14 protein-coding genes and 3 pseudogenes are annotated in these 25,986 nt (G+C 65.2%); 6 read left to right on the plus strand and 11 right to left on the minus strand.

Annotation, left to right across the window (positions count from 1 at the left end):
- Positions 1-114: 114 nt before the first annotated feature.
- The 3 genes from recD to recC are packed head-to-tail and all read right to left on the minus strand — an operon-like array spanning position 115 to position 9,559.
- On the minus strand, positions 115-2,217 hold the full coding sequence (gene recD / locus E4Q08_RS18030) for an exodeoxyribonuclease V subunit alpha (RefSeq protein ID WP_169071379.1): 2,103 nt from the start codon (positions 2,215-2,217) through the stop codon (positions 115-117).
- The gene (recB, locus tag E4Q08_RS18035; protein ID WP_169071380.1) at positions 2,214-6,005 is read right to left on the minus strand and encodes an exodeoxyribonuclease V subunit beta; all 3,792 of its coding nucleotides are present in this window, start codon (positions 6,003-6,005) and stop codon (positions 2,214-2,216) included. The genes recD and recB overlap by 4 nt, the downstream gene beginning before the upstream one ends.
- On the minus strand, positions 6,002-9,559 hold the full coding sequence (gene recC, locus E4Q08_RS18040) for an exodeoxyribonuclease V subunit gamma (RefSeq protein WP_169071411.1): 3,558 nt from the start codon (positions 9,557-9,559) through the stop codon (positions 6,002-6,004). Before recC ends, recB begins: the two co-directional genes overlap by 4 nt.
- A gap of 264 nt (positions 9,560-9,823) precedes the next feature.
- Between recC and E4Q08_RS18045 the strand changes: the two genes are divergently transcribed.
- A complete protein-coding gene (locus tag E4Q08_RS18045) occupies positions 9,824-10,456 on the plus strand; it encodes a putative metalloprotease CJM1_0395 family protein (protein WP_169071381.1) in 633 nt (210 codons plus the stop codon).
- 46 nt (positions 10,457-10,502) lie between these two features.
- On the opposite strand, the gene E4Q08_RS18050 is transcribed toward E4Q08_RS18045, so the two are convergent.
- Complete coding sequence (locus tag E4Q08_RS18050; RefSeq protein WP_169071382.1) at positions 10,503-12,935, minus strand: tetratricopeptide repeat protein; 2,433 nt, start codon at positions 12,933-12,935, stop codon at positions 10,503-10,505.
- 309 nt (positions 12,936-13,244) lie between these two features.
- Between E4Q08_RS18050 and E4Q08_RS26225 the strand changes: the two genes are divergently transcribed.
- On the plus strand, positions 13,245-14,516 hold the full coding sequence (locus E4Q08_RS26225; protein WP_169071383.1) for an adenylate/guanylate cyclase domain-containing protein: 1,272 nt from the start codon (positions 13,245-13,247) through the stop codon (positions 14,514-14,516).
- A 105-nt stretch (positions 14,517-14,621) separates the two neighbouring features.
- Here E4Q08_RS26225 and E4Q08_RS18060 read toward each other — a convergent pair whose 3' ends face one another.
- From E4Q08_RS18060 to E4Q08_RS18080, 5 genes and pseudogenes are all read right to left on the minus strand, one after another.
- Positions 14,622-15,557 carry a CysB family HTH-type transcriptional regulator gene (locus E4Q08_RS18060; RefSeq protein WP_169071384.1) on the minus strand — a complete coding sequence of 312 codons (936 nt, stop codon included), beginning with the start codon at positions 15,555-15,557 and terminating at the stop codon, positions 14,622-14,624.
- Between the two features lie 9 nt (positions 15,558-15,566).
- Entirely contained in the window at positions 15,567-16,628 is a 1,062-nt protein-coding gene (locus E4Q08_RS18065) for a sulfate/molybdate ABC transporter ATP-binding protein (protein WP_169071385.1), read from the minus strand.
- Between the two features lie 3 nt (positions 16,629-16,631).
- Complete coding sequence (gene cysW, locus E4Q08_RS18070) at positions 16,632-17,525, minus strand: sulfate ABC transporter permease subunit CysW (protein ID WP_169071386.1); 894 nt, start codon at positions 17,523-17,525, stop codon at positions 16,632-16,634.
- 1 nt (position 17,526) lies between these two features.
- Positions 17,527-18,363, minus strand: coding sequence for a sulfate ABC transporter permease subunit CysT (gene cysT / locus E4Q08_RS18075; RefSeq protein WP_169071387.1), 837 nt, complete (start codon positions 18,361-18,363; stop codon positions 17,527-17,529).
- A gap of 102 nt (positions 18,364-18,465) precedes the next feature.
- Positions 18,466-19,475: pseudogene (locus E4Q08_RS18080) on the minus strand (sulfate ABC transporter substrate-binding protein).
- 285 nt (positions 19,476-19,760) lie between these two features.
- On the opposite strand from E4Q08_RS18080, the pseudogene E4Q08_RS18085 reads away from it, so the two are divergent.
- Together E4Q08_RS18085 and E4Q08_RS18090 are read left to right on the plus strand one after the other, a co-directional pair.
- Positions 19,761-20,021, plus strand: a pseudogene (locus E4Q08_RS18085) (anaerobic C4-dicarboxylate transporter family protein); the annotation flags it as partial.
- A gap of 106 nt (positions 20,022-20,127) precedes the next feature.
- Positions 20,128-23,025 carry a DUF2135 domain-containing protein gene (locus E4Q08_RS18090; protein ID WP_169071388.1) on the plus strand — a complete coding sequence of 966 codons (2,898 nt, stop codon included), beginning with the start codon at positions 20,128-20,130 and terminating at the stop codon, positions 23,023-23,025.
- On the opposite strand, the gene E4Q08_RS18095 is transcribed toward E4Q08_RS18090, so the two are convergent.
- Positions 23,019-23,339, minus strand: a complete 321-nt coding sequence (locus tag E4Q08_RS18095; RefSeq protein WP_169071389.1) for a hypothetical protein — start codon at positions 23,337-23,339, stop codon at positions 23,019-23,021. The genes E4Q08_RS18090 and E4Q08_RS18095 overlap by 7 nt on opposite strands.
- 114 nt (positions 23,340-23,453) lie before the next feature.
- Positions 23,454-24,498: pseudogene (purM, locus tag E4Q08_RS18100) on the minus strand (phosphoribosylformylglycinamidine cyclo-ligase).
- Between the two features lie 145 nt (positions 24,499-24,643).
- On the opposite strand from purM, the gene hda reads away from it, so the two are divergent.
- Together hda and E4Q08_RS18110 are read left to right on the plus strand one after the other, a co-directional pair.
- Positions 24,644-25,300, plus strand: coding sequence for a DnaA regulatory inactivator Hda (gene hda, locus E4Q08_RS18105; RefSeq protein WP_169071390.1), 657 nt, complete (start codon positions 24,644-24,646; stop codon positions 25,298-25,300).
- Between the two features lie 18 nt (positions 25,301-25,318).
- Positions 25,319-25,984, plus strand: a complete 666-nt coding sequence (locus E4Q08_RS18110) for a histidinol-phosphatase (RefSeq protein ID WP_169071391.1) — start codon at positions 25,319-25,321, stop codon at positions 25,982-25,984.
- Positions 25,985-25,986: the final 2 nt, after the last annotated feature.

Consider the following 25,986-nt stretch of genomic DNA (forward strand, 5'->3'; position numbering starts at 1 on the left):
CTCCTGACCGACCCGGTCCGGCACCGTCACCGCCGACCCAGCATATCTTCCGGGCTGGTCGGCAATGAAGATCTGCTTGCCGCAATCGGCGTGGAACATGCCAAAAAGCCAGCCTCACTCCCACAGCAGTCCACTCGCCCGCAACACCTGCCTGTGCACCGCTTCCTCGAGCAGCCTGGGTGGACCGGGCATGACCAGCGTCAGGAAAGCGCGAGCGCGGGTGATGCCGGTATAGAGCAGTTCGCGAGTGAGAATCGGGCTCATCGTTTCCGGCAGGACCAGCGCGGCATGGCTGAACTCCGATCCCTGCGACTTGTGCACAGTCAGCGCATACGCCGTTTCCACCGCTTGCAGGCGGCTCGGCAGGATCCATTTGATCCCCTGGCCGGCGTCACCGGCGGGGAAGGCGACGCGCAGCTTCGTTTCCTGGTCGGTCGCATGCGGTAGCGCCAGGGTGATGCCGATGTCGCCGTTCATCAGCCCGAGCGCGTAGTCGTTGCGGGTGACGAGAACCGGGCGGCCCGGATACCAGCCGGCGCTGGCCGGAATCAGAGCGGCTGCGCACAACACGCGGGCAATGCGCTGGTTGAGCCCGGCCACACCCCAGGGCCCACGCCGCAGCGCGCACAGCACCTGGAACTCGCCATGCGCGCGCAGCACCCGGCGCGCCCAGTCGTCCAGGGCGTCCTGATCCGCGGCGGCGGCGGGCCGGGTCTCGGCGAGGGTCGCGAGGTAATGGCGATAGCCATATCGCAACGCCGTCTGGGCAAGCCCGGCGGGTGGCGCCGGATCGGCGACCTGCCCTGCCGCAGCACCATCGATGACCAGCGCCGCGAAGCGCGCTTCGTCACCGGCGGCCAGCGGCAGCAGGGCGAGGTCGGCATGGGCGTGCCGCCAGACCTCGCTGACCCGCGCCGAGTCGCCAGCGTTCACCGCTTCCGCCAGTTGGCCGATGCCGCTCGCCGCAGAGAAGCGGTAACTGTGACGGAGCATGATCACCGCCTGCGCGAGCGCGCTGCCCGCCTCGTCGACGAGGCGGGAGTCGATGCGTTCACCGCTGGCCGCAGCCAGCCAGTCACGCGTCGCCGGGGTGTAGTGGCCGGCGCGCGCGTGCCGGCACAGTTCGCCGAGCACGGCGCCGGCCTCCACCGAAGCGAGCTGATCCTTGTCGCCGAGCAGGATCAGCCGCGCCGCAGGCGGCAGGGCGGCCAGCACCGCGGCCATCATTTCCAGATCGACCATCGACGCTTCGTCGATCACCAGCACGTCGAGCGCCAGCGGATTGCCGGCGTGGTGACGAAAATGCCGGGTATCCGGCCGGCTGCCGAGCAGGCGATGCAGGGTGCTCACCTTGACCGGAATCGCGGCGCGCACCGCTTCCGCCTGTTCGAGGCCAGCCAGCGGCAGGCGCGCCACCGCGCCGGCGATCGATTCGTTGAGGCGCGCCGCCGCCTTGCCGGTCGGCGCCGCCAGCCGGATGCGCAGCGGGCGAGCCGCCCCGCCGGCGGACGGCGCGGCGAGCGCCAGCGCCTGCAGCAGCGCCAGCAGGCGAACCACGGTCGTCGTCTTGCCGGTTCCCGGACCGCCGGTGAGGATACTGAAACCGCTGCGCGCCGCCAGTGCGCAGGCCATTTTCTGCCAGTCGGCCCCGGCCTCGCCGGCCGCTGCGGGAGGAAACAGCCCGTCGAGGATAGGGCGCAGCGCGTCCAGTGGCAGCGCGGCCTGCAGCGTCGCCGACAGCGCCAGCCGGCGCTCGAGGGCGCTGCGCACGTCCTCTTCGTATTGCCAGTAACGGCGCAGATACAGGCGTGGACCGACGCGTACCAGCGGCGTGTCGCCGGCACCGCAACCGACCAGCAGCGGATGCTCGAGCGCCACCTGCCACTGCGCCAGGCTCAGTCCAGCCAGCACCTCCGCCGGCAGCGGTGGCGGATCCGTCGCTGCCAGCGTATCCCTCCCCTCCTCGCCCTCGGGCGGCAACGACAGGGCAAATGCCGGTGCCTGTAGCGTCGCCGCCAGATCGAGGCAGGCGTGACCGCGGCCGAGCTGGTGGCTGGCGAGCGCGGCGGCGAGAATCAGCAACGGCGGCGCGTCGGGGACTTCGCGCCAGAGAAAATCGGCGAACGCCGCATCGAGCGCGCGCAGCCACTGGCGTTCGGCCCAGCACGCCAGCACCGCCTGCAGCGCGGCCCGGCTGTCGAAGGGGCGATGGCTCATGGCGTTTCCTGCGTGCGGGAGCAGGCGAACAGTGCGTCGAGCGCTTCGATCAGGGCGCGCGGCGGACGTTCAACATGCAGGCCCTGGCTCGGCGCGTGCACGCCGCGCAGAAAGACATACACCGCGCCGCCGACATGGCGCTCGTAGTCGTAATCGGGCAGGCGCGCCTGCAGCAGGCGATGCAGCGCGAGCAGATAGAGGACGTACTGCAGCTCGTAACGGGCGTGCAGAATCGCGGCAGCCATCGCCGCCGGGGTATAGGCGGCATCGTCGGGACCGAGCCAGTTCGACTTGTAGTCGGCGACGTAGTAGCGGCCTTCGTGCTCGAAAACGAGGTCCATGAAGCCCTTGAGCATGCCGTTCAGTTCGCCCGGCTGCAGCGCGGGACGCGTGGCGCCGGCGAGCGTGTGCCGGCAGACGAGCGCGTCGATGCTGGTCGTCTTGACCGTATGCGCGGCGAGCCAGAACTCCATTTCGGCCATCGACGATGGCAGACTGGCCAGCATCGGCGAGGTCGCCGGCACGCCGGGCAGCGCCGGCAGCCGCAGCGGCGTGCTCAGGAAATGCAGCAGCCAGGTCTGCAAGGGCTCGATCCAGTGCTGCCAGCCGCGCGCCTGGCAGCGGCGCGCGATCAGGTCGCGCAACAGCGCCGGTTCGCCGGCAACCCGGCCGAAACCCTGCTTGGCCGACCATTCGAGCAGGTCATGGAGAAAGGTTCCGGCCTCGGCGCCACGCGGAAAATCGTGCAGCGAACCGGGAGCGGGGGCCGCCGGTCGCGTCTGGCTCGTGCCGGGCGGCGGCGAACCGTCCGCGACGGCAGCGGCGTTCTGCGCTACCCTGGTTTCCAGGAATACGTCTTCCACCGGCGTGTCGGCTGCGCTCGCGGATGCCGCAGCCGCGTCCTCGCCGACGGTCTTCAGCGCCGAGTAGCTGGCGACCCACCAGTGCTCGCGCAGTGCGCGCGCCGAGCTGCGTGCCGAACCGGCAGCCCGCGCCGAGGCTTGCGGCAGGAAGCGCTCGGTGCTGGCTGCCGGCGCCGGTGCCAGGGCGATGTATGGGCAGTGGTCGCGCCAGGTTCCGAGCGCCTGCGGCAACGCAGCCGCTGCCATCGGTTCGCCACCGCCCAGCAGGTAGCCGAAAGCGCTGCGCTCCAGATCCTTGAGCGGCGCGACGCCGATCCAGGTGGCGTAACGCGCACGGGTCAGCGCGACATAGAGCTTGCGCAGGTCTTCGCCGAGGCGTTCGCGGTCTGCCCGATCGACGATGCCCGCGTCGGCAGCGAGCGCGAGCTGCAGGCATCCGTCATCGTCATGCCATTTCAACGGCAGCTCCCTGGCGTCGCTTGCCCGGAAGGTGCAGGCAAAGGGCAGGAAGACCAGCGGGTATTCCAGCCCCTTGGACTTGTGCACGGTGACCACCTGCACCAGATCGGCGTCGCTCTCCAGGCGCAGTTGGCGCGCGTCGCCGCCAGTGCTGGCGGCATCGCGCCGCTGTTCGGCGAGATGGCGAATCAGCGCGTGCTCGCCGTCGAGCAGCGCGCTCGCCTGCTGCAGCAATTCGGCAAGGTGCAGCACGTTGGTCAGTGTGCGTTCGCCGTCGACCGCCCCGCCCGCATCATCGCCGCGCCCGAGCAGCCTTGCCGGCACGTGAAAATCGTTGAGCAGCCGGCGCAGCATCGGCAGCACACCCTGGCGGCGCCAGCAGTCCCGGTAGCCGCGAAACTGCAGGACGCGCGCTTCCCAGGCGATCTCGTCGTGGTTGAGCATGTCGAGTTCCCGCCAGCTCAGGCCCAGAATGGCGGTGGCCAGCGCGCTGCGCAGCAGGCGCCCGTCGTCGGGTTCGGCGCAGGCGGCGAGCCAGTGCTGCAGTTCGCCGGCTTCGGCGCTCTCGAAAACCGAATCCTTGTCCGAGAGATAGACGCTGCGCACACCGCGCTGCGCCAGCGCCCTGCGGATCGTATCGGCTTCACTGCGGCTGTTGACCAGTACCGCGATGTCGGCCGGGCGCACGCTCTGCATGCCGGTCTCGCCAGCAAAGCCGGCCTGCCTCGCCTGACCGAGATTGAGCAGGCGCACCATCTCGCCGGCACAGCTGGCCGCCATCTGTTCGCGATAGACGGTCTTGCCCAGGGGTTTGCCATCCGGATTCGGCGGCAGGTACCAGACGGTGAGTGCGGGCACCGGCATGCCGTCGGCCTGCAGCGCATCGGCGCGGCCTTGTGCCTCGGCGGTGATGAAGGGCACCGGATTGTCCGTCCCGCGGCGGAACAGGAAAGCTCCGGATCCGCTGGCACGATCCTCCGCCACCGTGAAGCAGTGATTGGCCGCCAGGACCATGGCCCTGGTCGAGCGGTAGTTCTTCTTCAGCGTGTAGAGCCGCTCGACGCAGGCGCGGCGGGCCGCCAGATACGTGTGAATGTCGGCACCGCGGAAGGCGTAGATCGCCTGTTTCGGATCGCCGATGAGGATCAGCGCGGTGTCGGGAGCGCTCTGCGCAACGCGATACACCGCATCGAAAATCCGGTACTGGACCGGGTCGGTGTCCTGGAATTCGTCGATCAAGGCCACTGGAAACTGCTGCCGGATGCTGTCGGCGAGGCGTTGGCCACTGGCCGCGTGCAGAGCGGCGTCGAGCCGGGTGAGGAGATCGTTGAAACCCATCTGCGCACGGCGCACCTGCTCGGCGGCAAAGCGCTGTGCCACCCAGCGTGCCGCGTGGCAGAGCAGGTCGATGCGTGCGTCGGGCAAGGCCTGCAGCGCAGCAGCGAGATCGGCGATCGCGGTCAGTGCGGGGTGGTCCGGAGGGGAAGCGGTTTTCCAGGCTTCGGCCAGTCCGGCAGGTGTCAGGCGCGTCCAGCCTGTCTGGAGATCGGGCCAAAGCCTGCCCGGGTCGTCCCGCCAGGTGCGCAGCGTCTCCAGCCACGGCTTGTAGAAGCGGGCCTGCAGTTTGCGTCCATCCACTTTCTTTCCTGCGACCGCGTTGTCGAGCAGCGTCTGCAACTCATCCACCCATTCCGTCCACGGCGCCTTGAGTTCAGCCAGGCGGCGCCGCCTCCCGCTCAGGCTGCTCCGCAGCGCCTCCGCCGGGGACAGCGGCGACTCGGCAAGCCGATCCGCATGTGCGACGAGATTCTTGATGCCATCCTGCAAGGCGTCCGGACCCGACCACCATTGCCGCAGCTCGGCAACCGCCTCGCGGTCGAGCGCCGCCAGGAAGCTGCGCCAGTAGTCGCGAACGACTTCGGCGAGCAGCTCGTGCGGGTCGGTTTCCAGCGTCTGGGTGAACAGACTGTCGCTGTCGAAAGCGTGTTCGCGCAGCATGCGCTGGCACCAGGCGTGGATGGTCGAGACGGCCGCCTCGTCCATCGCTTCGGCGGCGAGTTGCAGTTTGCGGGCGCAGGCCGGCCATTGTTCCGGCGGGTACTCCTGGCACAGCGCAAGCAGCAGCTCGTCGGCAGCGGTGCTGTCGTCCTCGCTGGTGTCATCGCCGGCATCGATCCGGAAACAGGCGGCCGCTTGCGCCAGACGGACGCGAATGCGGTCGCGCAGCTCCTGCGTCGCCGCCTCGGTGAAGGTGACGACGAGGATTTCGCGTGGCGTGAGCGGGCGCGCATAAGCGTTTTCCGCGCCATGACCCAGCACCAGGCGGACATACAGCGCGGCAATCGTGAAGGTCTTGCCGGTGCCGGCGCTGGCCTCGATCAGCCGGCTGCCATGCAGCGGCAAACGCAGCGGATCGAGCATTTCGACGGTCGTGCCGGGCGCGGCCGGCAGTGCGGCGGAGTTCATGCAGACACTCCCGCGCTCTTCTCCGCCCGGCCGGCTTTCTCCTTGCTGGCCGGGATCGCCTCAAACAGCGGGCGCAGGAGGGTCTCGGCGAGCAGGTGAAAATCCCCGTTGGCCAGCAGCGCGTCGAAATCCGGATAGGCGCGCTTGAGATAGGCGTCGGTGTCCACTTCGCCCAGAAACTGGTAAGCGCTTTGGTATTCCTTGCGCGCCGCGTCGTCGCCACCCTTGAGGTAGGCGAACGCCGTCCTGGCCGCCAGCGGCAGCGGCCTTTGCATTCCCTGCTGCCAGGCGAGCAGAAGTTTTCCCAGATGGCAGCGAGCCTGTTCGATCGTCAGTGGTGGCAGGGTGACATCGCCGGCCTTGCTGACGATCTCGGTGCTCAGCGGCCCGCCGGCCAAGTGCAGGGCCAGATGCCCGACCCAGTGGCGAATGACCTTCTCGCCCCGATATTGATTGTTCTTGACCAGATCACTCGTTTCAAGAACGACCCGGCCGCGCCGGCCAGCGCCGTCGCTGCGGATGCCACCGAGCCAGCCGGCGATCGCCAGTTCCTGCTCTTCAGCGCTGATCTGGAAGCGGATCTCTTCCTCGCCATCGACGAGCGACGGCCAGCGCGCGAGCGCACGCTGATAGCGCTCCAGGAAATCGTCCAGCGGCGCCAGCAGCTCGTCGGCCAGGGCATCGCCAAAGGCACCACCGGGCAGATCGCCGCGCCGCCGGATGCTGGCGAGCCGGTCATTGCGTGCGGCGGCAATGTCCTGCGCCTGCTCGAGCGCAGTGACCTGCGCCCGGATCAACTCGTCCTGCACCTGCCAGCGGCCCAGGCCATCGACATCGAAGGGTTCCTGATCGTCGCTCACCGGATCGTCGATCTCGAACCATACGCCGAGGCGCTGCCGAAAGAAGGCCTTGACCGGCTGCCTGAGGAAGTCGCCGAGATCGCGCAGCGACAGCGGCTCTTCGCGCAGCAGCAGTGGCAAGACGTTGTCCGCCTCCGGCGTACCCGCATCCGCAACGGCCTCGATTTTAGGCTGCCACTCCTGTGCATAGGTGAAAAGTCTGGCTTCCTCCGGGAGCGCCGGGAAATAGTCGGGGCTGAAGGGCTGCAGCCGGTGCTCGACGGTCAGCGCCGCAAGCAGGGCTTCGCCCGCTTTGCCGGCTGGCCCGGAGTGACCGGCCAGGGTCCAGCCCGCTGCCAGATGATCGCGCAACTGCCCGACCAGCACCGACGGCGGCCGCACGCTGTTGTCGTGGATGCTGCGGCCTACCCAGGAGATGTGCAGGCATGCGCGCGCCGAGAGCAGCGCTTCGAGGAACAGATAGCGATCGTCCTCGCGGCGCGAGCGGTCACCCGGCCGGTAGTCCAGTGCCATGAGGTCGAAGTCCATCGGCGTGCGCGTGCGCGGGTAGTCGCCGTCATTCATGCCGAGCAGGCAGATCTGCCGGAACGGGATGGCGCGCATCGGCATCAGGGTGGCGAAGGTGATGACGCCGCCGAAGAAGCGCTGCGACAGTCCTCCCTCGTCGAAGCCGGCGAGCCAGGACTCGCCGACCACCGACAGCGGCAGTTCCTCGGCCAGCGCCGCCTCGTCACAGGCGTCCTGCCAGCGCTGCAGGCCGCTGTCGAGCTGCAGCAGGGTGAAGGCGTCGCCGCTGTCCTCGGCGGTGAAGAAGTCGGCGAGCAAGACGCGCAGACGCGTGCACCAGACGTCGGCGGTCGCCGGCTGGCGCAACATCCGCCAAGTCGCTTCGAGGCGGTCGAGCAACTGCACCAGCGGTCCGAGCAGTGCGGCATCGATGCCGCCGATTTCGTCGTAAGGCTCGATCCCCTGCCAGGCCGCGGCGTTGGCGCCAACGGCGTAGCCGAGCAGCATCCGCCGCAGGCCGAACAGCCAGGTATTCGGCGCTGCCGCCTCGGCGTGCTGCGGCAAATCGAGACTGGCACGCTGCTCGGCGTGCAACCCCCAGCGAATGTTGGCACCCCGGATCCAGCGCTGCAATTGCGGCAGGTCGTCTTCGGCGATGCCGAAGCGCTGCCGCAGCGCTGGCACTTCGAGCAGGTCGAGCAGATCGCTGACCGCCAGGCGTGACTGCGGCAGATCGAGCAGCTTTTCGAGCGCCTGCAGCAACGGATCGACCTGGCGCCGGCCCTGGTCGGCGACGCTGAACGGCAGGTAGCGCGCGTCGCTTGCTTCGGGCAGGCCGAAAACCGCCTGAACATGTGGCGCGTAGCGGTCGATGTCGGGCACCATGACGAGGATGTCGCGCGGGCGCAGCGTTGCGTCGGCGTTGCAGGCGGCGAGCAGTTGATCATGCAGGATCTCGACTTCGCGCTGCGGACTGTGGGCGACATGGAAACGGATCGAAGCATCGCGTGCCGGATCGACCTCTGGCCAGTGCGCGCGCGTCTCGGCCAGCGGGCGCAATTCGAGGATGTCATCCTGCAGTTGTTGCAGCAGGGTGGCACCGCCGAAGTCCTTGAACAGCTCGATGCGCTGCCCGATGGCGGCGAAATGCGGCAGGTAGCCGGCGCGCGTCGCATCGTCGTCGTGTGCTTCGAGCAGACCGATGAAATCGCGTCCCTGCTTGCCCCAGGCGGCGAGCAGTGGCTGCGCGTGCAGATGCAGCCGTTCGTCGTCGATGAACTCCGGCATGCCCTGCCGCCGCGACTGGCGAGGACGCCCGCTGCTGCGCAGCAGGTCGCGGTCGGCGACAATGTCGGCCCAATAGTGCTGACACGGGTTGTGCACGCAGATCAGCACCTGCGTCCAGCGCCCCAGCACCGCGAGCACTTCCAGAGATTGCTGCGGCAGGCTCGAAACGCCGAACACCATCACCCGGCGCGGCAAGTCGGCGGGACGTTCCTCCTCCGGCCAGTGCGCGGCGCAACGCAGGAAGGCTGCGTGCACTCCCGCCCGCCCGGCATTCGCTGCCGCCGCGTGCGCACCCGCGCCGCCGGACCTGCTGGTCCGTGCCTGCACGTCGGCCAGCAAGGCGCGCCAGAGCGCTGCCTGCCAGCGATGTCCGTCCGCCAGTGGCTCTTCGCGTCCGCGGGCGTCGATCAGGACATCCTGGCCCGCCTCCCAGGCTGCCAGCCAGTCGGCGCGATACACCTGATACTGATCGAAGAGGTCGGCGAGGCGCTCGGCAAGCTGGAAGCGCTTGCGCCGATCGCTGTCCCTGTCGAGGAAACCGAGCAGCGGCGCGTACTCCGCATCGTTCATCACTTCCGGCAGCAAGCGCATCAAACGCCAGAGCAGCCGCGATTCGTCGAACGGCGAACTCTCCGGCACCGCCGGTCGTCCGAGCAGTGCGCGATACACCCGCCACAGAAAGCGCGACGGCAACGAAATTTCGAGTGCCGCAGCGATCCCGCAGCCCCCTGCTGCCTCACCCTGCCCCGCATCGGCAGCGAGCGCCAGCTTGAGCCACTGCGCAATGCCATTGCTCTGCACCAGGATGATCTCGTTCTCGAGCGGCGCCAGCGGATAGCGTTTCATCCATTCGACGACCAGCTCGCGCAGCATCTCCGGTTGATTGCCATGCACGAGCATCAGGCCAGGCGTCAGGGGTGGGAGGGTCAAGTCGGGCTCCGGGGATCAGTGGGCTAGCGAGGCTTGAACGATACCTCAGAACTCGGGCGGAAAGATATTCCGCTGGCCCGAGCATACAGGCCGCCACCACCCTATTCTGGGCTGACGCATATATACTCCGAATGTCGACGGAACCCGAATCCTTGCCCGTGATCCGGATGAACTGCCGCGGCTGCGGCAAATGCCTTGTTTCGAACTTGTGGGGGTTTGACCAGAGATCGAGAAATGATCGCCAGCCTGTCGCCGATCAGCGTATTCAGCACCGTACGCCTGGCCCGTCCTGAGGTGTCCCCATCGAGCCGCGACGCGGAAGCCGACGGGGCTACGTCGCGAGCCGAACAAGACGGCAAGAGCGAACGCAGCGAGCCAGCCGCTCAAATCAGGGGCCAAGGGCCCGGCCAACTCTCCGAGGCCGATCAGCAACGGCTGCGAGCCTTGCAGCAGCGCGACCGCGAAGTGCGCGCCCACGAAATGGCACATGTCGCCGCCGGCGGCAGCCTGATCCGGAGCGGCGCCAGTTTCACCTATGAAGCGGGTCCGGACGGGCAACGTTATGCGATCGGCGGAGAAGTCGGGATCGACACCTCACCCGGACGCACCCCCGCGGAAACCCTGGCCAAGGCCGATCAGATCAGGGCCGCCGCGCTTGCCCCCGCCGATCCCTCGGGGCAAGACCGGCAGGTTGCCGCCATGGCCACGCGCATGGCGATGCAGGCCAGCATGGAGCTGGCAACCGAGGGCGGCGCCACGCAGGAGGGCAAATCTGCCGGCGTACCGGGCCGCCAGCCGATGCTTGCCTATACCGGCGCCGCTACCGGTGAGCAATCGTCGGGGTCGGCCATCGACCTCTTCGCCTGATCCCTGCGGGCCTACGGGGCAGCTGCTGCATCGCCGGACCGCCTGCTCAGTGGTCGATCTGGCGCCCTTCCAGATCTCCGATCAGGCGGTTCAGGCCGGCATTGTCCGGCAACATCTCGGCGAGCAGCCTGGCGTAGCGCAGGGCGGCTGGATGGTCGCCCGACTCGCGACTGATCGAGAGCAATGCGCCGAGAATGTCGACATCGTTCGGATGCCGCTGCTTGGCGCTGCGCAGCAGCGCCAGCGCCTGCTCGCGCTTGCCGGAAGAATCGACTGCGATGGCTTGCACATAGGCATAGCGTGCGTTGTCCGGGGCAAACCTGGCGGCCTTGGCGAATTCCCTGAGCGCATCGGCCTGCTCGCCCTTGCGCGTCAGCAACAGGCCGAGCGCGTGATGCAGGTCGGCATCGCGAGGCAGCACCGCCAGACCCCGGCGCAGGGTCTCTTCCGCTGCCGGCTCGCGCCCGAGTTGGCGAAATGCATCGGCGAGATTGACGTAGGCACCGCTGAAGCCCTTGTCAAGCGCGATGGCGCGTTCGAAAGCCGCAATCGCTGCGTCGGCGCGTCCTTGCCGCAAACGCAGGTTGCCAAGGTTGACCTGCCCGGAAGGCCAGTCGGCCTCCAGCGCCAGCGCCGTCTCGTACTCCTGCAGCGCAGCCGCACGAGCGGCACGCTTCCCCTCTGGAAGTTGCGTATCCGGCACATCGGCGAGGATGCGTGCAGCTTCGATGCGCACGCCACGCACCGGGTCCGAGAGTAGCGGTGCGCCACTGCGCACGCGGTTGACCGGATCGGCCGGCGCGATCATGCCAAGTGCGGCGACACGCAGCGACGGGTCGGCGTCGTGCAGCAGCGCGCGCGCGGCCGGCAGGGTGGCGGGACTGGCATAGGGCTGTGCCAGCGTCGCGGCAGTCGCCCGGACGATTGCCGGTGCCGTCGGGTTGGCGGCGAGTTCGAGCAGACTCGGCAAGGCACGCAGGCCCTGCGTCTCGCCGGCGTGCAGGGTACTTCCGTAGTGCGGTCGCTCGCGCCAGCGCTTGCCGTACCAGCGGTCCATGGCACTGGCCGCCCACTGCGCGGTCTTGTTGGTGTGACACTGTGTGCAGGCATTCGGGCTGCCGAAAGCGATCGAGAGGTCGGGACGCGGGATACGCAGGCTGTGATCCTGGCGAGCGTGGATCACCATGTAGTTCTGCGTCGGCATGTGGCAGGTCACGCACTGCGTACCCTTGCCACCAGCGAGGTGCTGGTGATGCTTGAACGCATCGAACTCGGCGGCAGCGTGACAACGGGTGCACAGCGCGTTGCCTGCGGCGCGCAGCTTCTGCGCGTGCGGCTCATGGCAATCCATGCAGGTGACACCGTTCTGATGCATCCTGCTCTGCAGGAACGAACCCCAGACATAGACCTCTTCACGTTGCTGGCCATCGGCATGGTAGTTGGGCGCGGTAAGCATCGCCAGGCGATGGCTGTCTTCGAGCGTTGCGCCGGGCTTGCGGTCTTCGCTGAGCGTCGAGCGGCGGGCGTGACAGGCAGCGCAACTGTTCATTCCGGCAGGGTCGGCCGGGCGGTCGCGCACCGCGAACCTGGCGTCTTCGGTCGGGAATTTCCACGCTTCGTTCCAACGGCTTTGCAATGTCGGCAGGCCCTTGCTGCCCTGGGGAGGATAGGGCGCCCGGGCCTGCCGGGCCCAGTCGAGGTGCGCGGATGCGGGGCCGTGGCAGGATTCGCAGGCAACATTGATTTCGCTGAAAGTGGTCTGGTAGGTCTTGCTGGCCGCGTCGTAGCCCTTGTGCAGATCGGTCGAATGGCACTCGGCGCACTGCAGCGCCCAGTTATGGTAAACACCGGTCCAGTGCAGGGGATCCCGGTAATCCATTTTCTGCCTTGGATAGAGGTGGAACCAGCGCTGGCCTCCCTCACCTTGCGGCCGCGCATCCCAGGCAATCGGCAGCACCTGATAACGCCCGCCGGGAAACGGGATCAGGTACTGCTGCAAGGGATAGACGCCGAAGGTGTAGCGGATTTCGTAGTCGGTCAGCTTGCCGTCCGGGCCATCGCTGTGCACCATGAACTTGTCGCCGCGCTTGAAGAAGGTGGACTCGACGCCGTCCTTCCTGAATTTGGCGTTGGCAAAATCACCGCGCACGCTGGCGGCCGTCGCCTCCTGCATCGCGAGCTGATGATGCGAACCCGACCACGCCTGGAATTCGCTTTCATGGCAGGTCTTGCAGGTCTCGGCACCGACGTAGCTGGCGGCCGCGACTGCCGCCACCGCCTCGGTGACGGCTGCAGGCAAGGCCGACGAGGCGACTGCCGGGGCTGGCACCTTTGCCGATCTGACCCAGAACAGCGTCCCGGCGGCGACCAGCAGGGTCAGTACCAGGGCGACGGCAATCCAGAGCCGGCGCTGCGGCCTCTGTCCTGCTGGGGGTGTCGGCGCCGCTGCGGCGGGGGTGCGCCTGGTTCGTCTGCTCATCTGAGATATGCTTGCTGCCAAAGTGAAGCGAGCGGCAAACAGGCGAAACCACTGCCTGTCTTCTCGGGAGAATGCAATGTATCGCCCACCATCCTTGCGGTCAATCATCGCAAAGCCATCAGGAGTTCACCGCGCGAGATGAGTCGATTGCTTCCCTGGCATGGCGGGACTACCGTCTCGAACGGTTACCCTGGTACGATGTTGCCGGGGCATCTTTGCTGGTCGAGAGGCCCCTCCTCGAAGAATCGCCATAGAATCCCGCCTGCGTGGATGTAACCGCTCTGCCAAGGCCGGCGGGAGTCAGGAGGAATGGTGAAGAACAGCAGTGCCCTGGGTGATTTCGTCTACACCGATGTCGAATTTCGCCAGTATCGTCGCCTCCGGGCGGTGCGCTTGCTGCATGCCGGAGTCGGATTTCTGCTCGCCTATGCGATCGCATGGAGTGTCGTTGCGCTGATGCGGGGCGACTGGCCGACACTGATCCTGCAGGGAATTTCGGGCGCTGGGGCGGCCTGGGTATGGTTCTGCCTCTCCCGCGGTCGGCTCGGACTTGCCGGTCACAGCTATTTCTGCATCGTCATTCCGGTCGTCGCAGGGATGATTGCGCTCGAAGGGGTGACCGGTCCATTTCTCAGCATGAGCCATTACCACCTGCTGCCGCTGATCGTCGGCGCATATCTCTTGTTCTTCGAGCACAGTCAGCGCGGGCGGCGGGTGTATGTAGGCGCCTGTGTGCTGATCTTCGTTTCCGTCGAACTGGCTCTCGTGAGCTTGCCGCCACTGGGTCTGGCCTATGACTCCGAGGCGCAACGAACAGGCCGCTGGATACTCTCGCTGGCGAATTTCGCTTCGCTGATCTGGGTGGCCCGGCTTTTCGTGGCCGATCTGGCGGAAGCCGAGAAACAACTCGCCAGTGCCAATGCGCGCATGGAAGCACTCCTTGAAAACATGTTGCCGGCGACGATCAGCCAGCGCTTGCGCCGCGAGGGACGCACCTTTGCCGATGCCTTCGGGGAATGCAGCGTGCTCTTTGCAGACATCGTCGGCTACACCGCGCTGTCCGAATCGCTGCCCAATGTGGTTGGTCTCCTGGATGCCATCTTTACACGTTTCGATGATCTCACCGAGCAAGGCGGGCTGGAAAAGATCAAGACGATTGGCGATGCGTACATGGTCGCAGCGGGCATTCCCGAAGCACGTCCCGATCATGCCGTCGCAGCCGCGGAACTGGCTTTGCGGATGCAGACGGCGATCAAGGATTTCCCTGGGCTGGAGATCCGTATCGGTATCAATTCGGGTGCAGTAGTGGCTGGCGTGATCGGAAAGAAGCGCTTCATCTACGACCTCTGGGGCGACACGGTCAATATCGCCGCGCGCATGGAATCGCAGGGAATATCCGGCGAGATTCAGATCAGCGACGCGACGCGCGCCTTGCTGCCACCCGACTTCATCTGCAAGGATCGTGGCGAGATTGCAGTCAAGGGCAAAGGCCGGATGCGCGTTTTTCTTCTCAAAGGCCGCGCGACACGGACCAATTCAAGAGGTTCTGCGGATCCAGCAGTTCCAAATTTAAGCCCATAGTGACGAGTGGCCTGGGATTCATGGTGCATTCGGCCACACAGTTCCTGGTCAATGACTTGGTCATTCTGGGCATCGCCGTGATCGCCATCATCGCTTTTGCGCGAGTCACTCACTGCCGTTCTGTTTCTGAATCGCCGCTTTGAGGTTTTCTTCCCCGATCTCCGGACAGACCTTTTCGATGAACGCCAGCGCATAGCTGCGCAGATAGGTGCCGCGGCGCACAGCCAGACGGGTGGTGCTTTCCGGGAACAGGTGCGGCACCGGGATCAGCGCCAGGTTGCGGTCCTTGAAGCCGTCGTAGGCCATTGATGCGACGATGCCTACGCCGAGGTCGAGTTCGACATAGGTCTTGATCACATCGGCATCAATCGCCGAAAGCACGATGTCCGGCACGACGCCAGCGTCGGCAAAAGCCTTGTCGATATGCGTCCGGCCGGTAAAGCCCTCATGATAGGTGATGATCGGATACTCGCCGATCAACTCCAGCGTCAGGTCCTTGACCTTCAGGAGGGGGTGGCCGTAGGGAACGATCACCGCGTGGTACCAGCGATAGAACGGGAAGGTGACCAATTCCGGCACCTTATCGAGTCGTTCGGTGGCGATGCCGACATCGGCTTCGCCCGCCACGAGCTGTTCGGCGATGTCCACCGGACTGCCCTGGTGCAGTGCGAGATGCACGCGCGGATAATCGGTCTTGAACCACTTGATGATCTGCGGCAGCGCATAGCGCGCCTGGGTGTGCGTGGTGGCGACCACGAAATGGCCACTTTCCCGACTGGCAAACTGGTCGGCAATACGGCGCAGGTTCTGGGTGTCCAGCAGAATCCGGTTCACCACTTCAACCAGTTCCTTGCCTGGCTCGGTCAGTCCCAGCAGACGCTTGCCACGGCGTACGAAGATCTCGATGCCGAGTTCGTCCTCGAGGTCCTTGATATGCTTGCTGACCCCCGGTTGCGAGGTGTACAACGCACTTGCCACCTCGGTCAGGTTGAAATCCTGGCGCAGCGTTTCGCGAATGATGCGAAGTTGCTGAAAGTTCATCGGGTTTCCTCAAGCCGCCTGCGCTTCGGCCTGGAAGACGCGGATATGGCGTGGGCGCAGCAACACCTGGTCTCCCTTGCCAAGACCCAGCAGGCGGAAGGAATCGCGCGCGATCGAGACCTCGACCAGTTCGCCGTCGGAGCGGCTCAGCTCAATCTGCGCGCTGGGCCCGACCGAGACGACGCGGACGATCGTCGCCGGCAGGCCGTCACGCTCAGCCCAACCCGGCACCAGCTCGAACTCGTGCGGACGCACGAAGGCCACCGCCTTGCCGTCGTTGCCGTCGGCGGCACCGACCTGGTGCTCGCCCAGGTGCAGCTGTCCGTCCTCGACCCGGCCATGAAACAGATTGACCGAGCCGAGAAAGTTGGCGACGAAAGGTGTCGCCGGATGGTCATATACGGACTCGGGCGTACCAATCTGCTCGACCTTTCCCTTGTTGATCAAGACTACCCGGTCCGAGACCTCGAGCGCTTCTTCCTGGTCGTGGGTGACGAAAACGCTGGTGACGTGGATTTCGTCGTGCAACTGCCGCAACCAGCGCCGCAATTCCTTGCGCACCTTGGCATCAAGGGCGCCGAAAGGTTCGTCGAGCAGCAACACCTTCGGCTCCACTGCCAGTGCACGCGCCAGTGCAATGCGTTGGCGCTGACCGCCTGAAAGCTGGGTCGGGTAGCGGTCGGCCAGCCAGTCGAGTTGCACCAACTCGAGCAGACGCTTCACCCTGCGCCTGATCTCCGCTTCGGCGGGACGGTAGCGCCGCGGCTTGACGCGCAGGCCGAAAGCGACGTTATCGAAAACGCTCATGTGGCGAAACAGCGCATAGTGCTGGAAGACGAAACCGACCTGGCGATCACGGGCGTGGCGAGCCGAGGTATCGTCGCCTGCGAGCAGGATCTGGCCCTGATCGGCGTATTCGAGGCCGGCGATGATGCGCAGCAATGTCGTCTTGCCGCAACCCGACGGTCCCAGCAGGGCGACCAGTTCACCGGAAGGAATTTCGATCGAGACGTCGTCGAGCGCCTTGAAAGCGCCGAACTGCTTGCTGATGTTGCGGATGGCGATGCTCATGGCTCATTCTCCGGAAAGTTCATTTTTCTCTTGCTGCTGCCGATGCGTCTGCCGCTCGACCAGCGTTTTCAGCCCGAGCGTGACGATCGCCAGCAGAGCCAGCAGCGAGGCCACGGCAAAGGCTGCGGCGTAGTTGTATTCGTTGTAGAGAATCTCGACGTGCAGCGGCAGGGTATTGGTCATCCCGCGAATATGCCCGGAGACCACCGACACCGCGCCGAACTCGCCCATCGCACGCGCGTTGCACAGAATCACCCCGTACAGCAGGCCCCATTTGATGCTGGGCAGCGTGGTGTACCAGAACATCTGCCAACCGGAAGCGCCGAGGACGACCGCCGCTTCCTCTTCTTCCGAGCCCTGCGCTTCCATCAGCGGAATCAGCTCACGGGCGACGAAAGGGAAAGTGACGAAGATCGTCGCCAGCACGATCCCGGGCAGGGCGAAGATGATCTTGATGTCGTGTGCCTGCAGCCAGGGGCCGAACCAGCCCTGCGCGCCGAACATCAACACGTAGATCAGGCCCGAGATCACCGGCGACACGGAAAAAGGCAGGTCGATCAGGGTGATCAGCAGGCGCTTGCCGGAGAACTCGAACTTGGCGATCGCCCATGAGGCGGCGACCCCGAACACCAGGTTCAGCGGAACCGCGACCAGAGCGACCAGCACCGTCAGCGTAATCGCCGAGCGGGCATCCGGGTGGACCAGCGCCGCTGCGTAAGCCCCCCAACCCTTGCGCAAGGCTTCGGCAAAAACCGTCGCCAGCGGCAGCAGCAAAAATACGGCGAAGAAGGTCAGCGCGATGCCGATCAGCACCCCCTTCACCCAGGCTGGCTCGTGCGTGCTGAGTGTCTCATGACGCGCCAGGCTGCCGGGTTTCAAGGCAATCGTTCCACTCATCTCAGGCCTCTGCCGTGTATCGTTGCTGCATCCAGCCCTGCAGCGCATTGATGATCAGCAGCAGGATGAAGGAGATGACCAGCATCACCGAAGCAACCGCGGTGGCGCCGGCGTAGTCGTACTGTTCGAGCTTGGTGATGATCAACAGTGGCGTGATCTCGGAGACCATCGGTACATTGCCGGCGATGAAGATCACCGATCCGTATTCGCCGACGGCGCGGGCGAAGGCCATCGCGAAACCGGTCAGCAGTGCCGGGGTGATGTGCGGCAGGATGACCTTGACGAAGGTCTGCCAGCGCGAGGCCCCGAGGCCGGCGGCGGCTTCCTCGACTTCCTTTTCGAGGTCGGCGAGCACCGGTTGTACCGTACGCACGACAAACGGCAGGCCGATGAAGACCAGTGCCAGCAACACCCCGTAAGGCGTGTACGCGATCTCGATTCCGAACCTCTTGAGCAGTTCGCCGACCGGGCCATTCTCCGCGTAGATGGTTGCCAAGGCGATGCCGGCCACCGCCGTCGGCAGGGCAAAAGGCAGGTCCACCAGAGCATCGACCAGGCCCTTGCCGGGAAAGCGGTAGCGTACCAGCACCCAGGCAAAGATCAGGCCGAAAATGACATTGATGCCGGCCGCCAGCAGCGAGGCGCCAAAGCTGAGCTGATACGAAGCGAGCACGCGCGGACTACTGACCGCAGACCAGAAAGCATCCCAGCCGAGGGTCAGCGTCTTGGCACCGACTGCTGTGAGCGGAATCAGCACGATCAGGGTCAGATAGACCAGCGTGTAGCCCATCGCCAGGCCAAAGCCCGGCAAGGGACTGAAGCGCTTCAGGCTGGCCATGCCGGCCTCGACAAAGACAAGAACTTGTTCATTTTCTCTTTCTGCTGCAGTGGATTCCTCCGACGATTCAGTCGGAGTTTCAAGCGAGGTTTCAAACGAGATTCAACGTCTTCCGCCGGGAACGTAGATCTGGTCGAAGATGCCGCCGTCCGAGAAATGCAGCTTCTGGGCATTCCGCCAACCACCGAAAATATCGTCGATGGTGACCAGGTTGACCTTGCCGAACTGCTTGGCGTACCTGGCGGCAACCTTGGCGTCGCGCGGCCGGTAATAGTGTTTGGCAGCGATTTCCTGGCCTTCGGGCGAGTACAGGTATTCGAGGTAGGCCTGCGCGACCTTGCGCGTCCCCCGCTTGTCGACCACTTTGTCAACCACGGAAACCGGTGGCTCGGCAAGAATCGACAAGGACGGCGTGACGATCTCGAACTTGTCCGGCCCGAGTTCCTTGATCGCCAGGTAGGCTTCGTTCTCCCAGGCAAGCAGCACGTCGCCGATGCCGCGCTCGACGAAGGTGGTCGTCGAACCGCGTGCTCCGGAATCGAGCACCTTGACGTTGCCGTAGATCTGGCCAACGAACTCTTTGGCCCGGGCTTCGTTGCCGCCGGCTTGCTTCAGCGCATAGGCCCAGGCAGCGAGGTAATTCCAGCGCGCGCCGCCAGAAGTCTTGGGGTTGGGGGTGACGATCGAGACGCCGGGCTTGACCAGATCGTTCCAGTCCTTGATGGCTTTGGGGTTGCCCTTGCGGACCAGGAAGACGATCGTCGAGGTGTAGGGCGCGGCGTTGTTGGGCAGCCGCTTCTGCCAGTCGAGCGGCACGATGCCCTTGTCGGCGATGGCGTCGATGTCATAGGCCAGCGCCAGGGTGACCACGTCGCATCGATGCCGTCGATCACCGAGCGCGCCTGTTTGCCGGAACCGCCATGCGAAGCGTTCACTTTGAGCGTATCACCGGTCTTGCCCTGCCAGTGTTTGGCAAAAGCGGCGTTGAAGTCCTGGTACAACTCGCGGGTGGGGTCGTAGGAGACGTTCAAAAGAGAGATGTCGGCAGCGACCGCACTGCCGATAATCAGTGCGCTGGTCAGCAGGCCGGCAAGAAGACGTTTCAACTTCATGAGAACTCCGTTCAATCAATGGGTGGGACGGAGTCTAGGAGAGCGCTGCACGACAGCCAACGAATCTTTGCTTATGAGCTTATACGGAGGCAGCGCGGAATCTGCTTCGCTGGCAGAGTTGCTGATCCAAAATATAACGCCTTCCCGGCGGGATCTTGTAGCATTGCCGGTCAGTGGCGGCTGTAAGCGACATCGCGTCGCCACCACAACAGCGAATGCTGTCCTCCAGGCTGGCAACTACGCGAAAAGGGTTCATCACCATGCTACTGACTCTCGAATTGCTCCTCATTCTGGTCGATGGTACCGGTGGCGCTGTCGATCGGCGTCCCGCCGGGCTTCGTCGTCGCTTTTGCTGCGGCCAGCTACGGCTACTACATCCTGCCGACCTACCCGAGCGACCTGGCGGCCATCCAGTTCGATCGTTCAGGCACCACCCACATCGGCAAGTACCTGATCAACCACAGTTTCATTGCGCCTGGCCTGATCGGTGTCGGCACTTCGTGCATCATCGGCTACCTGCTGGCGACAGCACGCGGGCTGGTGTAAGCCGAAGCCGACGCGGCAGGCAATCGATTTTGCCCCTCTTTGACCCCGTTGACCGCAACTCGCCGTTTACCTGCTCATTGCGTTTCATTTGGAGATGGGCCAAATCATGAAAATATCGAAAGCTCTTGCATTGACGGCACTGTTCTTCGCTGCGCAGGCAGCGAGCACCCAGGGTCTGCTGATCAGCGATCCATCGCCGGTGGTGGTGCCCCCCATCATTCTGCGCGCGCCGGCAGCGGCACAGCCGCTGCGGCTGGCTCGCGTCAGCATCGATGTGCTGGTCGTTGGCCGTCTGGCGAAGAGCACGGTCGAAATGACCTTCCACAATCCCAACGCCCGTCTGCTCGAAGGCGAACTGCAGTTCCCCCTGCTCGATGGTCAGGAGGTCAGTGGCTTCGCCCTCGATTTCGACGGCAAGTGGCGGCCGGCGGTACCCGTCGACAAGGCTCGCGGTCAGGAAGTTTTCGAGGAGGTGACGCGGACGAGAGTCGATCCGGCTCTGCTGGAGGCCACCCAGGGCAACAACTACAAGTTGCGCATCTACCCGATTCCTGCGCAAGGCGATCGCAAGGTGTCACTGACGATCAGCGAACATCTACCGGAAAGGCGTGATGGCACGGCATTGCTGCGCCTGCCTTTGGCTTTCGGCGAACGACTGAGAAGCTTCGATCTGCGTATTCAGGCGCCCGGACTCCAGGCCGATGCCGCCAGGGTGCTGCGCGGCCTGAGCGCTGCCCGCTGGGAAAACCGCGCAGGCGGCGCAACGCTGGAAGTGCATCGCCGCGACTATTCGCCGGAGCGGCTGGCCGAAGTGAGCCTCTCGCCACATACCGGCCCGCTGCTGACCGTGGAAGAATTCGATGGTAAACGGTACTTCTACGCCGAACTGCCAGGGCCTGGGATGAGCCGTGCCGCACGACCGAAACCAGGGCAATTGGCTCTGGTCTGGGACGCTTCAGGTTCCGGTGCCAATCGCGAGCACGGGCGCGAATTTGCCCTGCTCGATGCCTATTTCAAGGCTCTCGGCAATTGCCGGGTGCGGCTGACGCTGGCGCGCGACAGCGCCGAGGACGGCGGCAGTTTTGTCGTCAAGGGAGGCGACTGGTCAGCTCTGCGCGCGCGACTGGAGCAGGTGAGCTACGACGGCGCTACCAACATGGCGGCTTTTCGCCCGCAAGCAGCGGCGGACGCCGTGCTGTTGTTCTCCGACGGCCTGGGCAATTTTTCGGCCCAGGCCATGCCCGATTTCGACCTGCCGCTGTTTGCCGTCAGCGCTGCCGCAGCGGCTGATGGCGAGCGTTTGCGCCAGGCGGCGACCAGGAGCGGCGGCGCCTTTGTCGATCTGCTCGCGACTTCGCCGGCGGTGGCGGTGACGGCGCTGCGCAGCATCGGCCCAGGCCTGGCCAGCCTACGTTCCAACGGCGCACGCGAGCTGGTGGCGGCGCCGCCCGATCAGGAATCGGGGCGCCTGGCGGTGGCCGGCGTCCTGACCGAGCCGACGGCAGTCATCGATCTGGAATGGCGCAAACCCGGCGGCGGGATCGAACGCCAGCAAGTCCGGGTCGGCGGCACGAACACGCTGCCGGCCAGTATTGCGGCGCAGGCCTGGGCACGCCTGCGGCTGCAGCAGTTGTTGCCGGAGCGGGCCATCCATCGGGCAGCCATCGCCCGCCTCGGCAAGTCCTTCGGTCTGGTCACTCCGGGCACCTCGCTGATCGTCCTGGATCGCGTCGAAGACTATGTGCGCCATGAAATCCCGCCCCCGGCCGAGCTGCGTGCCGACTATGAGCGGCTCGCGGCAAGCCGTAGGCAACAGGTCGAACGCGACCGCGTCAGCCACCTGGAAGACATCGTGCGTCGCTTCAAGGAAAAACAGGCCTGGTGGGAACGCGAATTCCCCAAGGGAGAGCGCCCGCAGGTCAGGCAGGAAGCCAAAGTGGCAGCGGCCGCAGGAGCCGCAGGAGCCGCGCCCGGCATGATGGAACGAAGCCAGCCCGCTTCGGCAGCACCACCGGCGCCGGCCGCTGCGCCGATGTCGCGGATGGATGCAGCCGCTCCGGCGAGCAAGGCGAAAATGGCTGACGAGGCGCCCGTCGCCAGGATTCAGCTCAAGAAATGGCTTCCCGACGCGCCCTATGCCGAGCGCCTGCGCAAGACCGAAGCCGAGCAGCTGTATCGCGTCTATCTCGACGAGCGACCCGCTTACCTGAACAGTACGGCGTTCTTCCTCGACGTGGCCGACCTATTCTTCGAGCGTGGCCGCCCGGAACTGGCGCTGCGCATTCTCTCCAATCTGGCCGAGATGGATCTAGAAAACCGTCAAATCCTGCGCATCCTCGGCTACCGCCTGCTGCAGGCCAGACGCGCCGACCTTGCCGTGCCGGTACTGCAACGCGTCCTCGAGCTGGCGCCCAACGAACCGCAGTCCTGGCGTGACCTCGGACTGGCACAGGCGGAAACCGGCGACCGGCAGCAGGCCGTGGAGTCGCTCTACCAGGTGGTGACGCGTCCCTGGCATAACCGTTTCCCGGATATCGAACTGGTGGCCCTGGCGGAAATGAATGCGCTGATCGCCACTGCGCCATCAGGAATCGATACCTCGGCGATCGACCCGCGCCTCCTCCGCAATCTGCCGCTCGACCTGCGCGTGCTCCTGGCCTGGGACGCAGACAATACCGACATCGACCTCTGGGTCACCGACCCCAACGGGGAAAAGGCCTACTACGGCAACCGTCTGAGCTATCAGGGCGGCGCCATGTCACGCGATTTCACCGGGGGTTACGGTCCCGAGGAGTTTTCCCTGAAAAAGGCCAAGCCCGGCCGCTACCTCGTGCAGGCGCAGTTCTACGGACACCGTCAGCAAGTGGTCGCGGGAGCGACGACGCTCAGTCTGCGCCTGTATACCGCTTTCGGCACCGCCGCCCAGAAGGAAGAGTGGCTGACCCTGCGGCTCAAGGGGCAGAGCGAAGTGGTGACGGTGGGGGAATTCGTGGTCGGTCAGTAACGCGGAGCCTGTGGGGCAGACTGCACCGCATTGCCCCGATACGGAGTCAGGGTACCCTCTTCCTGGCCCTGATACCGGTAAGGAAAGTCGTCGCCATAGGTCAGAACCGCCCCCGCCTGCACCGGCAATGTCAATACATCCAGAACAGTGGCAAAGGGCAGCAGAAAAAGGCCGGTCAATTTCCGGTCCGTGTTCGCCGCTGGGACGTTCACGCCAAGGTAGTTGCGGTCTACGGCTTGCGACAGGATGCACCCGGTATTGAGGAGTACGGTGCCAACGACCAAGGTCACGATCCGCATCAGACGGTTGCGCATTTTCTCTCCTTCGAGGCGACGATCAAGCCAATGACAAGTATATTACCATTTCTTCCCCGTCCACGTATCAGAGACGGAAGCGCCCGACCATTCACCCACCTGCCTCCCAGAGCCCTACCCGGAAACCACGATCGTCCCCGCTTCCCCCTCGCCCCTCACCTTGATCGCCCCGATGACCACTGCGGCTTCGCCGGCCGCATGCAGGATCTGCAAGGCCTGCCGCACGTCCTCGCGGGCGACGACGACGACCATGCCGATACCGCAGTTGAAGACGCGGTGCATTTCGCTGTCGGCGACGCCGCCTTCGCGCTGCAGCCAGTCGAAAAGCTTCGGACGCGGCCACGCCGCCTGCGCGATCTCGGCCTTGACTGCAGGCGGCAGGATGCGCGGCACGTTGCCGGTGAGGCCGCCACCGGTGATGTGCGCCATGCCCTTGACCGGCAGCGCCTGCAGCAGCGCCAGCAAGGCTTTCACATAGATCCGCGTGGGCGCCAGGATCGCTTCGGCGAGCGTCGTTTCGCCGTCGAAGGCCTGCGTCAGGTCCGGCTGCGCGCGATGGATGATCTTCCTCAGCAGCGAATAGCCGTTGGAATGCGCGCCCGATGACGGCAGGCCGAGCAGCACATCCCCCCGGAATGATCGTCGAGCCGTCGATGATCGCCGCTTTCTCGACGATGCCGACGGCAAAACCGGCGAGATCATATTCGCCTGCCGGGTACATGCCCGGCATTTCAGCCGTTTCACCGCCGATCAGCGCGCAACCGGCAAGTTCGCAGCCTCTGGCGATGCCCTTGACGACGTCGGCAGCGGTATCGACGTCGAGCTTGCCACAGGCGAAATAGTCGAGAAAAAAGAGCGGCTCGGCGCCCTGGACGAGGATGTCGTTGACGCTCATCGCCACCAGATCGATGCCGATGCTGTCGTGCCGCTGTAGTTCGAAAGCGAGCTTGAGCTTGGTGCCGACGCCATCGGTGCCGGAGACCAGTACCGGCTCGCGGTAGCGTCTGGGAACCTCGAAGAGCGCACCAAAACCGCCGATACCGCCGAGTACGCCCTCGCGCAGGGTTTTTCTGGCGAAGGGTTTGATCCGTTCGACGAGTTGATCGCCGGCGTCGATGTCGACACCGGCATCGCGATAGGAGAGAGATTCTTGAGTCATGTGTTAGGGGATCCCCGAGCAAGGCTGGCGAATGCTGTGCAGTGGTAGAATGCACGATTTACGATCGCCTGAAACTCAATCTTATCCGAAATGGCTCTCCCGCGTGCCGATCGCAGTGCCTCCGCCCCCGCTTGAACCCCGTCCGATGCGCCAGTTGATTCTTGAACTGCTGCCCGACGCGCCGCCCAGCTTCGACAATTTTGTCGCCGGCAGCAATGCCGAAGCGCTGACTGGTCTGGCCGCCTGGCTGGCGCCGGCGAACCGCGAATCGGTGTTCCTCTTCTGGGGAGAAGCGGGCGCTGGCAAATCGCATTTGCTGCAGGCCTGCCAGGCGGCGTACAGCGATGCGCGCACAGACCCGGAGCTGTCAGGAATTGCCCCGGCGGGCGAGTTCTACGCCGTCGACCACGTCGAGGCGCTCGGCGAAGGGGGCCAGATCGTCCTTTTCAACCTGATCAATCGCCTGCGCGCCAGCGGCGGCCGCCTGCTTGCCGCCGCCGACATGCCGCCGCTGCACCTCGCCCTGCGCGAAGACCTGCGCACACGGCTGGGGAGTGGCCTGCTCTATCGCCTGCAGCCGCTGAGCGATGCCGAAAAACTGGCGGCGCTCGCCGAACAGGCGAGAGTGCGCGGCCTGGTGCTGCCGCCCGAGGCGTTCAGCTACCTGTTTGCGCGAGCACCGCGCGACATGCGCAGCCTGGCGGCTTTACTGGTGGCGATCGACCGTTACTCTCTGGAACAAAAGCGCCCAATCACCCTGCCATTGTTGCGCGAGGTTCTGCAGACCTCGGTGACTGGCTGACCCGCCCGAAAGCAAAGAATGGATCTGGCCCTCTTCGACCTCGACAATACCCTGATCGCCGGTGACAGCGACTTTGAATGGGCGCAGTTCCTGATTGGCAAGGGGATTCTCGACCGTGCCCTGTATGAAGCCAAAAACATTGAATTCTACGAACAGTACAAGGCCGGAACCCTCGACATCGACGTCTTTCTCGATTTCCAGCTCCGGCCGCTGGCGGCCCATCCCCGTGCCTTGCTCGAATCCTGGCAGCGCGAGTTCCTTTCCCGAAACATCCTGCCACTGGTCAGTGAGCAGGCACGGCGGCTGGTTCGCGGGCATCTCGACAGTGGCGCCCTGTGCGCCATCGTCACGGCCACCAACAGCTTCGTCACCGGTCCGATCGTCCGCGAGTTCGGAATCGCGCATCTGATCGCCACCATTCCGGCACAGGAAAACGGCCAGTTCACCGGTCGGCCGCGCGGCCTGCCATCGTTTCGGGAAGGCAAGATCATCCGCGTCGAGGCCTGGCTCGAAGCACTCGGACTATGGTGGAGCAGCTTCGAGCGGAGCTGGTTCTACAGCGACTCGCAGAACGACCTGCCCTTGCTGTCCAGGGTCAGCAACCCGGTGGTGGTTGACCCCGATCCGACGTTGCGCGCGCACGCCGAAGCCGCGGCCTGGCCGATCATGAGCCTCCTCGGGTGAGC

Source organism: Candidatus Accumulibacter contiguus, assembly GCF_012940005.1.
GTDB lineage: Bacteria > Pseudomonadota > Gammaproteobacteria > Burkholderiales > Rhodocyclaceae > Accumulibacter > Accumulibacter contiguus.

What these genes read in the sequence shown, in the direction of transcription:
- E4Q08_RS18065 (WP_169071385.1), bottom strand. Translation starts at nt 16,628, where the DNA reads ATGAGCATCGCCATCCGCAACATCAGCAAGCAGTTCGGCGCTTTCAAG.
- E4Q08_RS18045 (WP_169071381.1), top strand. Translation starts at nt 9,824, where the DNA reads ATGATCGCCAGCCTGTCGCCGATCAGCGTATTCAGCACCGTACGCCTG.
- E4Q08_RS18060 (WP_169071384.1), bottom strand. Translation starts at nt 15,557, where the DNA reads ATGAACTTTCAGCAACTTCGCATCATTCGCGAAACGCTGCGCCAGGAT.
- recB (WP_169071380.1), bottom strand. Translation starts at nt 6,005, where the DNA reads ATGAACTCCGCCGCACTGCCGGCCGCGCCCGGCACGACCGTCGAAATG.
- E4Q08_RS18090 (WP_169071388.1), top strand. Translation starts at nt 20,128, where the DNA reads ATGAAAATATCGAAAGCTCTTGCATTGACGGCACTGTTCTTCGCTGCG.
- recC (WP_169071411.1), bottom strand. Translation starts at nt 9,559, where the DNA reads ATGCTCGTGCATGGCAATCAACCGGAGATGCTGCGCGAGCTGGTCGTC.
- cysW (WP_169071386.1), bottom strand. Translation starts at nt 17,525, where the DNA reads ATGAGTGGAACGATTGCCTTGAAACCCGGCAGCCTGGCGCGTCATGAG.
- hda (WP_169071390.1), top strand. Translation starts at nt 24,644, where the DNA reads ATGCGCCAGTTGATTCTTGAACTGCTGCCCGACGCGCCGCCCAGCTTC.
- recD (WP_169071379.1), bottom strand. Translation starts at nt 2,217, where the DNA reads ATGAGCCATCGCCCCTTCGACAGCCGGGCCGCGCTGCAGGCGGTGCTG.
- E4Q08_RS18050 (WP_169071382.1), bottom strand. Translation starts at nt 12,935, where the DNA reads ATGAGCAGACGAACCAGGCGCACCCCCGCCGCAGCGGCGCCGACACCC.
- E4Q08_RS18110 (WP_169071391.1), top strand. Translation starts at nt 25,319, where the DNA reads ATGGATCTGGCCCTCTTCGACCTCGACAATACCCTGATCGCCGGTGAC.
- E4Q08_RS26225 (WP_169071383.1), top strand. Translation starts at nt 13,245, where the DNA reads ATGGTGAAGAACAGCAGTGCCCTGGGTGATTTCGTCTACACCGATGTC.
- E4Q08_RS18095 (WP_169071389.1), bottom strand. Translation starts at nt 23,339, where the DNA reads ATGCGCAACCGTCTGATGCGGATCGTGACCTTGGTCGTTGGCACCGTA.
- cysT (WP_169071387.1), bottom strand. Translation starts at nt 18,363, where the DNA reads ATGGCCAGCCTGAAGCGCTTCAGTCCCTTGCCGGGCTTTGGCCTGGCG.